Genomic DNA, 12,782 nt, shown 5'->3' on the forward strand with positions numbered 1-12,782 from the left:
CCAGCAATTCGTTCTTGGTGACGACTTCACCGCCGTTTTCGGTCAACACGCAAAGCAGTTCGATCTCCTTCAAAGGCAGATTTACGGGTTCGCCATCATGCCACAAAACTTTCTTCTGGGCGTCTAACCGAAACCTTCCGAATTGCCTAAGACGCTTAATTTCACTGCTCATAGAAACCTCCGGTAAACGAATGGAGATTTATTGGAGAAAAACTTCAAGACATTTCTCTCGCGCACACAGTTTAATGCCAGTCATCAACGGAAGGTACGTTGAAAGGCTTTGCGAAAGCAGTTGGCTCAGAAGGCTAATTGTTTCCGTCGCGGCGCAATTCTAGAACATATGACCCCAAAAGGAAAGAAATTCCGAATCACCACCGAAAGCACGAAATCTTTATCGTTCGGTTGAGCCGCGACACGGAGATCTACGGATTCTGTCCGAACTGCAAAACGGAAGTCAAGATGTTGTCTTTGGATTCTACAGGGAGGGTCTCAGGAGTAAGTGGACGAGAAGTGATCAGACGAATTGCTGCGGAAGAAATTCACTCGATTGAAACCGCAAGCGGTGACCTGCTCGTCTGCCGGAACTGTTTGAAGCACTGTCTTCAAAAGGAGAACTCATGAGGCGTGCTCGTGTTCCAGGACCCTGAGCCGGGCTGCAATGAGACAAGCCGGAACAAAGGCCGGTCAAACCGGGCCCGTTCCTGGTTGTGGAATAACCTGACTAACCGGAGGCACTGTCATGTTGAAATTGTCAAACCCTACATTCTCTACGATCGGGTTCTTAGTACTGTCGATAACGCTGTATGCCCAGAACCCTCAACCAAATATAGCTTCGACTGAGAAGATTCAATCCAGGCTAGTCACCGCTTCCGTCGCCGGTGAGTCCATACGCTTCGTATCTCTTGGAGAACTGATCCAGATGCGTCTCGAAGTCATCGCCGCGTCCGGCGAGACGATGTTTGACTCGGGCTTCAAACCAGGCAATGTGATTGATTGGCCCTCGTCAGATAAGCAGGGACAGCGTGTTTCCGCTGGATCATACCTCTGCGTCGTTACTGTCAAAGACCGTTCAGGCCAGATCACAAGAAAGCAAGTAATTGCCAGCTTGCGCGATCAATCGCTCAGATTGAGTCAGTCCGATAGTTCACTGCTTACCGCCGCTCAAGCTCAAACAGCCGATATGAATTCAGATGCAGATGTCAGCTTGACCATTCTCGAGCCGGAACAGTCGCCGGCGGCGGCCGTTGTTGCGCACGACGGGAGCGGGGCTCATCTGGTCAGCGGGAGCGGGGGATTGTCAATCAGCAGCGGGGACTTCTTCAGCAATAAAATACTCGAGCATCTCAGACTTACCGCGGAAGGCAATCTGGGGATTGGTGTTTCTAATCCGCAAGCGAAGCTCGACGTCGCCGGACTGATCAGATCAAGCCAGGGCATCATGTTTCCCGACGGAACAATACAAACCACAGCCGCCAAAGACCAAATCAAAGACCCCAGCAAAGATCCGGTGTTCAAGGAAGGGAACAACTCGAAGACATGGGATCAAAACAGCAAAGCGGGGAAAAAAGGGAAGGGTGACAAGACGGTCGGGCCGGAGTTATTTGTCGGCGAAGACCTGACGGTCAATGGGAACATCTTCTTCACACCGCCGGCGGGGTGTTGTCGAGACATCACGATGCCGAACAGTAGTGGAGGGCTAAGGTTCTACGCAATGGCCTTTCCGCTTACGGGGAATCCAACGGGAGCGGCGATTCAGTTCTTTGGAAATAACACAGATTTACCTGGACAGATGTTTTTGGACTCCGGAGCGCACGATGCGGCGGCGTTGATCTTCCGGACGACCGGTACAGGAGGGACCATAGCAGAGAGGATGCGAGTGAACGCTGGTGGGAACGTGGGCATCGGCACGACTAACCCGGCGGCGAGACTTCATGCGCTCGGCGCTTCGAGCAACAGCGCAACACCTATTGGGATCTTGGAGTCTACGGGCAGTCAGATCCCTTTATCATTCAGGATCAATGGAACTGAACAGGCACGGATCAGGTCCGACGCCAACGGCAATATCGTGTTGGCGACGATCAACGGCGGATCTAGGAACATTCATTTCAGGGCTGGGGACGACAGCACCACGAATATGTTCATCCAGTCGTCAACAGGCAACGTCGGCATAGGAACGACCGCTCCCAATTCGAGGCTCGATGTAGTAAATACAAACTCACAAATCCACTTTACGGATACATCAACAGAGAGCGGCGGCTATCTTGTCAGCGCCGATGGCTCGGCAACCCTATCCAGTGGGGCCAGGTGGAACGGTCGCGACTGGGTCCCCGTAGGCGCTCCAGGCAAGTCCATAACTAGTATGACCAACGGTAACATTCGGTTCTTCACCGACAATGTGTTCTTCCCAGGCACGACTTTTACCCCAACCGAACGGATGCGGATTGACGTCATTGGCAGGGTCGGCATAGGCACGACCGCGCCAGCAAACCCACTTCATGTAGTCGGCCCGGGCACAGCAAGCGGGGGGGTTGCCGGAATCAATAATGTCGTTGCGCACTTCACGCAAGCTACAGCGACGGAAGCTGCGGCCGTTTCTATCGATGCGCCTTCGGGACAGGAACCGGTTCTGTACCTGGCTGAACAGGGACTCCCAAAGTGGAGTATTAGGAACGATGCGAGCAACGGTGATAGATTCAAGATTCGTTCACACAATAGCGACGGAACGAGCAATACGCTCTTGACGATGGAATCTCTTTCCGGTGACGTCGGCATTGGCACTACCAATCCGACGAATAAGTTCCACGTTCAGAGTAGCGTAATTGATCATTATGTGACAGGCCCTTGGCTTGTGGACCAACACATCGCTCGATTCGTAAATACGTCTCCTAACGAACCCGACGAAGGCCCACCCGGTATCGGCCGTACTCCGCAAGTGCTGTTGCTCCAGCTAAGCGAGGTGCATACCCCCGCACATAGTAACCACTACATCAGCTTTTGGAACGATGACGCGGAATCCGTCGGTTCGATTCAAGGCAACGGTGATGGTGGTGTCCAGATTGGCAGCCCCGGCAGCGACTATGCAGAATGGCTGCCGCGCCTCAACCCCGCTGAGAAGATTCAACCCGGAGAAATCGTGGGTCTACACGCCGGCCGGATCACAAAACATACCCGTGGCGTGACAAAGGTGATGGCGGTGAGCACCGGCGCGATTGTCGCCGGCAACGACCCAGGCGAAAAGGCTCGTGATGGGTATGAGCTTGTGGCATTTATCGGGCAAGCGCAAGTGCGTCTGCGTGGAGCGGTGAAGGCTGGCGACTTCATCGTAGCGTCTGGCCTGAACGATGGCACCGGGATAGCGGTCTCGCCCGATTGCATAAGCTCAGAACAATTCGAGCAAGTGGTGGGGCAGGCTTGGGAGTCTTCCGCGGACCCCGGAGTGAAGTCGGTGCGAACCGCTGTTGGGTTGATCCACCGTGATCCCACAGTAAGCCGCCTGCTCGAATCCAGCCGGAATCAGACAGCGCAGATCGCTGCATTGAGTGCTCGGCTAACCGCGATTGAATTAAGGTTGGGAAAGAAACTCGCCGCTCATAAGACTGCCGCCAGCCGAAATAGCACAAGCGGTATCAGGGAGCGCAGAGTGCAAAGCGGGGCGCTCGGCTCACGGTAATCGAATTAAGGGAGGAGAAAGAACCCATCACTTAAATCCAAGGCGAAAGACATTGACCGGCGAACAATGGTCAATCCCCGGATAGAAGAATCTCGGATATTGAGCGAGCGAAGTGGAAAGAATCACCAGCGATGTAGGGGAGCCACTTGAGCCACCGCGCTACGAAGCCGAGGTAGAGGCTTTTCTCGGTGCGCGAGATGTGAAGATTCTCGCCGCCGGGTCTGGTCCCGAGCGGCGTTGAATGATAAACCGAGTACGCGACTGTGGGACGGAAGGTCCGGTCGTGGCCCCTGCACGACCGTGTTCGGAGAACTACTTCGTAACCGAACCAGTTTGTTCCTCATGCGCTCCGGTGATGACTATTATCTGCAGGCCTTTCGGCGTTAGATGATTGTCATCAGGCAAGCAATCAGCTCTCTGCCGGAGGTATGTCGATGCTATTGGATAAGCAAAGCAGAAACTCCGCCAGCACATAAGGCGGCTGGCTCCCCACGTATAGGCTGAGTTGTTGAAAGACTGAACCTAAAACATCCCGACGTAGACGGAGAGCCATCTTCTCCTTTTCCTTCAAGCTTGAATCCGTTGACAGGTGGGTTGGTTCCGCAAAGGACCAGGGAAACCACAGTGAGGTTGATCCTTCCAGCTTGTAGGTCTTGTTGGGGGTGTGGATGTACTGATCAGAATCGGGGACGCGTTTGTTGTCTCCTATGCTGCGGTGGACATCCATAGAATCTGTGAACGCCATTTCGGCGCTGATGTATTTGTCGTTTTGCTCGAGATCCGGGAAATACTTCTCTGCTCGAGATAACACAAAGAGAACCTGCGCCGTGAGTCCTTCAAACCGTTCAAATTGAGACTGTCTGTGAGGGTTAGGCTCCCAACCGATCCCTTCTTTGTAGGCCCTCAAAAGCCAGTCGATTCCCTTCTTGATATTCTCATCAAAACGATTTCCGAGAAGCTCGTTTAAGGATTCGGATCTTTTTGTCTCCAGCAGACTCCAAACCGCCATTAGTGTTGGATAGACTCTGGTGAACTCCTCGCCTCTCACCTGCACTGGAGACCACCCGCCGGATTCATCCTGTCTCTCAACGAGTCGTGTGAGATCGCGCTGTATGCGACCCAGCATTTGCGCGCGCTCTGCGTCGCTCCATATTTTTGTTCGCGATTCGAGCGACGAAATGTTTGCCAAAGTCACCCAACCGGCTATCTCTGCGAGAGTGTCCTTGTCCTCCTCAAACACCCCCCAACCTTGCTGGGGATAAGAGCGGCGCGCATTCTCAAGGTAGTTCAAGGCGGCCTTGATCTGAGGAACATATCTCTCTAAGTTTGGCTGGCTAGACAGAACGGCCTGGAGACATTGCGCGGTGGTCCAGGCTTGCGTGCGGGCTCTTGGGTTCGATGAATCAATTCGAATACCGCCGTTACTTGCCTGCAACGCAAATATGCGATTGATCCATCCACGACCAATGACACACCCCGCGCGGCGATATGAATGGCCGTGCGAAGCAACGACTTTTCAATACTCGACGCGGCCACGCTCAAACCACCGATAGAGCGTCGGTAGAATCAGCAGCGTCAGCAACGTTGATGTGATCAGACCCCCGATCACGACCGTTGCGAGCGGACGCTGCACTTCCGCTCCCGCTGAAGTGGCAATAGCCATCGGAATGAATCCAAGGCTTGCCACGAGCGCGGTCATCAACACGGGGCGCAAACGCGTCTCGGCTCCCTCGCTTACCGCTTGTTCGATGGTTCGGCCTTCATCGCGCAGCCGGTTGATATAACTGACCATCACGACGCCATTGAGCACCGCCACGCCGAACAGCGCGATGAAGCCCACGCCCGCCGAGATTGAGAATGGCATTCCGCTCAAGGCGAGCGCTAGAACTCCACCCACAATCGCAAAGGGAATCCCTGTGTAGATGAGCACCGCCTGCTTGATAGAGCCGAAGGTAGTGAACAGCAAGACGAAGATGAGAAAGAGCGCCAGTGGCACCACGATCAGCAGCCGTGCCGAGGCGCGCTGGGGGTTCTCAAACTGCCCGCCCCAGCGAATGTAGTATCCGCTGGGAAGCTCGACCCGCTCCTCGATCGCGGCCTGCGCGTCTTTGACGAAGCTGGCGATGTCGCGCCCCCTTACATTAAGCTCGACGACAATGCGACGGCGGGTGTCTTCTCTTGAGATTTGAGCAGGCCTAACTCGATAAGCCGCTTCGTTCGGCGCAGAGTCGCCTCGGCTTCGTCTAGCCGAGCCTTCGCCTGTATCACGGTGACGCGGTTTTCCGCGCGTTGTACGCGAGCATAGTTTTGCTCGGTCAATGCAAGGCGGGTCTCTGCTTCGTGGAGCTTGCCATGCATCTCGGCCACTTCAGGACTTGAAACGACGGCCAGTGCCGCGCCGGCTCGCACCTGGTCGCCGGGGACGACATTCACGCGCTCGACCCGGCCTGACACAAGGGGCGTCACTTGCTGCGTTTGTTGCTGGTTGGCTTCGACTGCGCCGGTCACGCGCAGCAGGGCGACGGCTGTCCGCTCACTCACTTCAACTATTTCAATGCCTGCGGCGGCAAAGGCTGCTGGTGACAACTCAACTTCACTGTCTGCGTCTTCCTCATGCGCATCGGCCTGCTTACTCTCCGTCGAAGCATCTTTGCGATTCTTATCCGCGCTTTCGTGCCTGGGCCACATGAACAGGGCTATGACCCCTGCCAAAACAGCCGTCCCTATGATGATGAGCAGGTTGCGATTGCGAGCGGAGATGCGCGCGTTGCGAATGTTGCGCTCACCGTCAGCGGGTTCGCTTATGGAGTAATCCTTTTCGTCTGTCATTCTTTCCTCACTATGGCTTCGTACCTATTGCCGATTGAAGGTCAGCCAGGGCGCGGTAGTATTCGGCCAGCGTCTCAGTAAACTCGCGCTGCGAGTCTACGAAGCGGCGTTGCTCAGATAACAGTTCGGTCACACGGAATGCCCCTACCTGATAAGCACCGCGAACCGCTGTAATGTTCTGCCTCGAACGCTCAAGCACGCCCTGCTCATAAGTGGCAATTGCAGAGCGCGCGGCTTCATATCGCCTGTATGCGCTTTGGACTTCGGCGCGCACCACCTGCTCGGCAAACTCGCGGCGGCGCTGCGCCTGTGAGATTGCAAGTTCGGCTTCCGCCTTCGCACCCTGGTTCCGATTGAAGACAGGGATGGTGATCGAGACGCCGAACGAAAGCAGTTTGTCCTGGTCGCGGAGTGTGCCAATGGGCGTGTTGTCGAAGCTCGACCGGTTGGTTGTGTACTTGCTGAAGGCGGTAACGTCCGGTGTCGCCTGTGCGCGCGCAAGGCGAAGTCCTGCCCGCGCCGCCTCCTCACTCAACCGCGCGAGTTTGAGGTCAGGACGAGTGCGGAGTGCGATGTCAACGGACGCCTCTATCGAGTCCGGGGGCTCGGCAAAGGCAGGAGCCGTCAATTCTTCTCGCAGTCGCAACGGCTCGCTCAGGGGCGTGCCGGTGATGCTCTTGAGCTTGAGCAACGCCGCTTGCAGGCGGCCCTCGACGAGCGCGCGCCGCGCCCGCAGGCGATCAATTTCAACCCGCAGAAGATTATGCTCAAGCGGGGCTGCGTCACCCTCCGTTACGCGAGCCTCGACTATGCGAGCAGTTTGAACATCAACGTTGCTTAGTTCCTCTGTGATTTGCAGCTCTCGGAGCGCAGCCAGGCTTTCGGCGTAAGACACGCGCACTTCGTTTGCAAGCCGTCGCTCTTTATCGGCGATTTCGGCTTCAGCCGCTTCTAGCTCAACCCGCGCAAGATCAATACGCCGCTGTCGCTTCCCCCCGAGTTCAATCGGTAGCGCAAATCCGACGCTCGTCTCCCGTTCGCCAGGCGAGTTCGTAAAGCGTCCGGTTGTCTGCTCGAAGTCAACCGTTGGATTTGGCCGAAGACCCGCTTGACGCAACCGAGCCCGCCCGCGCTCTATGTCAAGTCTTACGGCTGCTAGTTCAGCATTCGAGGTAAGGGCACGGCGAACCAGGTCGTTGGACGAAGCGCCTTGCACTGGATCTATGTAGCGGGAGAGCGTGGCGCTTACGGTGCTCAACGTGTCAGCGGCGCGCGCAGTTGATCCCCGATCAAATAATCGTGATCGCTCCGTACCAAGAGAGACGACTCCGGTCTCGATAGAAGGGTTCTGCCCGTAAGCAATATGTGTTGAGACAAGAGCCATTAGAATCCAGCTCAGTAAATTCGCTCGCGTAGGTTTAGAAAGCATTATGGTTACGACCTCTCTGTTCAATGTCTGTGGGTTTCGCCGAGACGTGCGCATGCTCTCGACTCCTACTAATCTCCCACTGAGGCGGGTGCGGCTGACTGAACCTCGGCACGCCGGCTGCGCCATTGCGACCACGATAGGACGACTTTCTCGTGCAGGCCCTCGCTCATCCCATAAAGCGCCGGCAGTGCAACGAGCGTTAAGATAGTCGAGGTGATCAGCCCGCCGATCAGCGCAATCGCCATCGGCTGCTGAAGCTCCGCGCCGGCGCCCCAGCCGATTGCGATCGGAAGCACGCCGAGCCCAGCCGCAGCCGCGGTCATTAACACCGGGCGCATCCTGGTGTGAGCGCCGATATACAACGCCTCACGGAGACCGTGCCCTTCGGCGCGTAGCTGGTTGATATATTCAACGAGAATCAACCCCTTCTGCACGGACAGACCGAAATGAGCGAGCAAGCCGATTATTGATGAGACGTTGAGCGTAGTGCCGGTGACCCACAAGGCGATGAACCCGCCGGCCAGCGCCAGTGGGATCGTAGCGAGTATAAGCAACGCTTGCCACACCGAACGGAAGGCCACATACAGCAGGAGAAAAACCAGAAGCAACGAAATGACAAACGCGCGTGTCAGCTCTCCCGCCACTTCTTGCTGCCGCTCGTAGCCGCCGCCATAACTTATGAAGTATCCGGGCGGCAGTTTTAACCCCGCCAGTCCCTTCTCGATATCGGCAACCACCGAGCCTATGTCACGTCCCTCTACGTTCATCGTCACCTGGATGCGCCGGACTTGGTCCTCTCGCTTGATGCTGGCTGGCCCGCGCAAGACGCGCACGCTCGCAATGTCGCCGAGAGGCACTTTCTGGCCCGTCGGCGTATCGATCATGAGGCCGGCGAGTTTTTCAGGCGCGTCGCGACTCTCTTCCCGCAGCCGCACCACGACCGGGTATTCTTTCAGTTGATCCTTGATCACAGTGGTGACCTCACGGCCACCCAACAGCGCCTCAATCGAATCGCCAAGCTGGCCGGGATTGAGGCCGAAGCGGGACGCTCGTTCGCGGTCAACGGCAATGACCACTTGAGGGACGCCTTCGAGTTGTTCCGCGCGCACATCAACGACGCCCGGCACTTTCTCGACAATCTCTTTGACCTGCGCGCCCTTCTGAGCGAGCGTATCGAGATCGCTGCCGAAGACTTTAACGGCGAGGGCGGCCGAGGTTCCGGAGATGGATTCGTCAATCCGCATATTCAGCGGGGTGGTGATAGAAGCCGCCACACCGGGCACCTTCTTCAACCGCTCGCGCACCCATTCTTCTATCTCCGGGATAGTGTGTTTACGCTCGGCGCGCGGCACGAGCTGGATGATGTGCTCGGCTACGGTGACGGGCATCGGGTCTTCAGACCTTTCGGCTCGACCTGTCGGCTGAACTATGGCTGCGATGTCCGGCCCGCCTTCGAGCACCTTGGTCACTTGCGAAGCGATGCGATCGGTTTCGCCAAGGCTTGTTCCGAGCGGTGTGTTCATCTGCAAGAGCAACGCGCCTTCGTCCATCTTTGGCAACAACTCCGTGCCGAGGAATGGCAAGAGTACAAGCGATAAAATGAAGATGGCTGCCGCCGCGCCCACCGCGCGAACAGGACGCCTTAATGATGATCGCAGCACAGGCTCATAAACGCGCTCACACTGTCTTGCTAGCCAGCTCTCATCTTTAAGCTTTGAAGCGACTTTGCGGAGGAGCGTGTAACATAGCGCGGGGGTCAGCGTGAGCGACAGAATGAGGCCGACGGCCATCAGCACGACAACTGTGGCCGCGAACGGGGCGAGGATCTTGCCTTCTAATCCCGAAAGGAATAGGAGCGGCAGAAACACCACTATGATGATCGCCGTCGAATAGGCGGCCGGCCGGCGTACCTCGCTCGCCCCGCGCAGCGTTGCCATCAGCGAGTTATCGGGGTTCGCTTTCAGATGCCGGAAAATGTTTTCGGTGTCGACAATGGCCGCGTCCACCATGATGCCGAGTCCGACGGCCAGTCCGCCCAGCGACATGATGTTGAGCGTCACGCCCCACGCGCGAAGGAAGATAAAACTGATCACTACAGCTACAGGGATCGTAATAGCTGCTATCAGCGTCGAGCGAATATTACCGAGGAATAGAAAGATGATCAGCACGACCGCCACACCGCCGATCAGGAGGGCTTCTTCCAGCGTCTTTGTTGCGACGTTGATTAGCTCAGATTGATCAAAGACCGTCACCATCGAGACGCCATCCGGCATGAAGGGCTTCAATTCTTCAAGGGCCTTCTTAGCCCGATCAGTAACGGATAACGTATCTGTGCCGAACTGCTTGGCGATGGTCATCAGGACTGCTTCCCTTTCGTTGACACGCGCTATGCCGCGTCGCACCGCCGCGCCATCGCGGACATCAGCGATATCACGCACAAGGACAGGGAAGCCATCCCGCACTTTGATCACTACCAGCCCGACATCCTCGAGTGAGTTGATTCGCCCCAGCCCACGCACGTCCATCTCGGTCGCGGTGCCGGTGATGAAGCCGCCTGAGAAGTTCTCGTTCGACTCTCCGAGCGCGTCAACTACCTCGTTCAGCGAAATGTTGTAGGTTCGCATCCGATCAGGGTCGAGGACCACTTCGTACTGACGGCGCTCACCTCCATGCGAGGTGATGCGGATAATGCCAGGCACAGTCTGAAGTTTGTAACGAATGAGATAGTCGGCGGTCTCCTTGAGTTCCTTCTTGTCTACCTCTTCGCCTTCTTTGGTTTCTTTTGCCACATAGACCTGCAGCACCTCGCCCAGCCTTGAGGCGGCTGATGAGAGCACAGGCGGCGCTGTGCCTGCAGGAAAGTTGCGAGCTGCCGTGGCGAGCCGTTCAGCAAGCAGTTGGCGCGCCAAGTAGTAATCGGTGCCGAACCGAAATTCCGTGCGTACGGATACGACCCCGATCTCGGACTCAGACCGCACGCGCACGACATTGGGCAGACTCCGAAATGCAGATTCCAATGGGCGGGCGATCAGCGTTTCGCCTTCCTGTGCGGCCAGCCCTGGATTCTCGACAATCGTTATGATGACCGGCGAGGAAAGATCAGGGAATAAGTCTGTCTCCATCGCCCGGTAACCAATGAATCCCAGAATCGAGGCGAGGATGATTGCGAAGGCTATCAGGAGCCGGTTGCGCAGAGAGAACTCTATGATGCGATTAAGCAGCCCGCCGCGCTCCGTTTTAGTGATCGTCATGGTGTCCCCCTTCTTCGCCGCCGCCTTTCGCCATGTTCTTGATCTGATAAGCGCCGGCTGTCACTATTTGCTCTCCAGCCTCAACTCCGCTCAGAATTTCGGCGAATTGGTAGTTGATCGTCCCCACTTTCACTGGCCGGCGCTCGTAGCGTTCGCCTTCCTTCACGTAAACGACCTTGATGCCTTCTTCATCAACGAGCGCCGAAGCCGGCACCAGCAGCGCCTCCTTGCGCCCTCCGGTCACGATACGCACCTCGACCGCCATTTCGTGCATGAGGTGTGTGCCCGTGTTGGTGACGCGAGCGCGAACGGCAACAGAGCGTTTTGCTGGATCGACAGTGCTGCCCACCGACTGAACTTTTCCTTCGAAGATTCCGTCGGGCGCGCCGGGGATGCGCGCTATGAGGCGTTGTCCAGCTTGCACGCGGCCGGCATACGACTCCGGTAGCTGCGCTTCGATGATTACGCTCGCCAGGTTCATCACGGTCATCAGCTCGGTGCCCAGTGTTACTGCTTGCCCTACCGTGACATGCCGGTCCACGACCGTGCCTGCAATTGGGGAGGCAATGCTGATCATTCCACCCTGGCCAGTGGGGCTTGCGCCTAGCGCTGACAACGACTGGGTGAGCCGCGCGACAACGGCGCGCATCTGTTCTACCTCACTTGCGGCCTCTTGCTGTTCGCGCGTGATTTGAATGCTCGACTGGAACTCGTACTCGGCCTTCGCGTTCTTGTATTCCATTTCGGCCTCGGCCACCTCCCGCCCGGCGGCAGCGCCAAGCTCAGCCAGCCGTTTTTTTCGTTGAAGTGTAGCCTCGGCCAGATCGAGTCGGTTCTTCGATTGAATAACTGCCGCTCGGTTCTCGCTCATCGCCGTTCTTGTCCGCTTCTGCTCGGCGAGGTTGAGTTTCGCGCGCGCCTCGATCAACTGACCGCGCAGATCGGCGATCTGGGGGCTATCGACGAGCACAAGCGCCTGCCCGGCGCCCACGCGCTGCCCCGGTTCGGCTGAAATGCGCACTGCGCGTCCGTCCACTTTCGCGCCGATGATCGCCTGGCTGTTTGGCGCGACGAGCACCTTGCCGGTTGTCGCGATCGTGTCTTCTATCTCACCCTGCGTAACCTCCTCAGTCTTTATCCCGGCCAACTCGGCCGTCTCGTCGCTGATCTCAATTGCTCCTTCCTGGCTGTGCTCGTCACCATGCTCTCCCTCCTCCCCGGCGTGCTTGCCCTGAAGGGTAGGAGGCGTCTCGACAACAACGGTTTTCGCCTTCGGCTTTGGCCATAGCATGTAACCAATCACAAGGAACAAAAGCAGGACACCCGCGCCGATCAAAAGCACGCGGCGGGATGGAGGATCTAGCGCGCGTCCTTCTGTGGTTCTGTCAACAACGGCTCCGCCTCGGCCAGTTTCATCGCTGACTCGCGGCGCCTCCGTAGCCGGATCGCGTTCTAAACCTCTATGCGCAGTGTCGTCCGTCACAGTCACATTATCATGTTTCATTTTGTCGCCTATCACTCTTTGAATCGCGTAGCTTGCCTTGCAGCTCACGCAACTATCATTGCTTATCGGGCACCTTCCAATGCTCTCCTCAACGAAGCT

7 protein-coding genes and 1 pseudogene are annotated in these 12,782 nt (G+C 56.9%); 2 read left to right on the forward strand and 6 right to left on the reverse strand.

The window, feature by feature from the left end; translation table 11 throughout:
- The first annotated feature begins 739 nt into the window (after window positions 1-739).
- Both AABO57_23405 and AABO57_23410 read left to right on the forward strand, forming a co-directional pair.
- On the forward strand, window positions 740-3,670 hold the full coding sequence (locus AABO57_23405) for a hypothetical protein (protein MEK6288676.1): 2,931 nt from the start codon (window positions 740-742) through the stop codon (window positions 3,668-3,670).
- 112 nt (window positions 3,671-3,782) lie between these two features.
- Window positions 3,783-3,911 carry a hypothetical protein gene (locus AABO57_23410; protein MEK6288677.1) on the forward strand — a complete coding sequence of 43 codons (129 nt, stop codon included), beginning with the start codon at window positions 3,783-3,785 and terminating at the stop codon, window positions 3,909-3,911.
- A gap of 168 nt (window positions 3,912-4,079) precedes the next feature.
- Here AABO57_23410 and AABO57_23415 read toward each other — a convergent pair whose 3' ends face one another.
- The 6 genes and pseudogenes from AABO57_23415 to AABO57_23440 form a co-directional block, all read right to left on the reverse strand.
- Window positions 4,080-4,796 carry a hypothetical protein gene (locus AABO57_23415; GenBank protein ID MEK6288678.1) on the reverse strand — a complete coding sequence of 239 codons (717 nt, stop codon included), beginning with the start codon at window positions 4,794-4,796 and terminating at the stop codon, window positions 4,080-4,082.
- A 390-nt stretch (window positions 4,797-5,186) separates the two neighbouring features.
- Window positions 5,187-5,864 (reverse strand): annotated as a pseudogene (locus tag AABO57_23420) (efflux RND transporter permease subunit).
- Window positions 5,807-6,499: an efflux RND transporter periplasmic adaptor subunit gene (locus AABO57_23425; GenBank protein ID MEK6288679.1), complete on the reverse strand. Its 693-nt coding sequence runs from the start codon at window positions 6,497-6,499 to the stop codon at window positions 5,807-5,809. Before AABO57_23425 ends, AABO57_23420 begins: the two are co-directional and overlap by 58 nt.
- A 10-nt stretch (window positions 6,500-6,509) precedes the next feature.
- On the reverse strand, window positions 6,510-7,883 hold the full coding sequence (locus AABO57_23430; GenBank protein ID MEK6288680.1) for a TolC family protein: 1,374 nt from the start codon (window positions 7,881-7,883) through the stop codon (window positions 6,510-6,512).
- Window positions 7,884-7,996: 113 nt separating this feature from the next.
- Complete coding sequence (locus AABO57_23435) at window positions 7,997-11,179, reverse strand: efflux RND transporter permease subunit (GenBank protein ID MEK6288681.1); 3,183 nt, start codon at window positions 11,177-11,179, stop codon at window positions 7,997-7,999.
- Window positions 11,166-12,683 carry an efflux RND transporter periplasmic adaptor subunit gene (locus AABO57_23440; protein ID MEK6288682.1) on the reverse strand — a complete coding sequence of 506 codons (1,518 nt, stop codon included), beginning with the start codon at window positions 12,681-12,683 and terminating at the stop codon, window positions 11,166-11,168. Before AABO57_23440 ends, AABO57_23435 begins: the two co-directional genes overlap by 14 nt.
- Window positions 12,684-12,782 lie beyond the last annotated feature (99 nt).

The organism is Acidobacteriota bacterium (assembly GCA_038040445.1).
GTDB lineage: Bacteria > Acidobacteriota > Blastocatellia > UBA7656 > UBA7656 > Onstottus_A > Onstottus_A frigus.

Coding starts and splice junctions, on each gene's coding strand:
- AABO57_23405 (MEK6288676.1), top strand. CDS start 740: ATGTTGAAATTGTCAAACCCTACATTCTCTACGATCGGGTTCTTAGTA.
- AABO57_23435 (MEK6288681.1), bottom strand. CDS start 11,179: ATGACGATCACTAAAACGGAGCGCGGCGGGCTGCTTAATCGCATCATA.
- AABO57_23415 (MEK6288678.1), bottom strand. CDS start 4,796: ATGCTGGGTCGCATACAGCGCGATCTCACACGACTCGTTGAGAGACAG.
- AABO57_23430 (MEK6288680.1), bottom strand. CDS start 7,883: ATGGCTCTTGTCTCAACACATATTGCTTACGGGCAGAACCCTTCTATC.
- AABO57_23425 (MEK6288679.1), bottom strand. CDS start 6,499: ATGACAGACGAAAAGGATTACTCCATAAGCGAACCCGCTGACGGTGAG.
- AABO57_23440 (MEK6288682.1), bottom strand. CDS start 12,683: ATGAAACATGATAATGTGACTGTGACGGACGACACTGCGCATAGAGGT.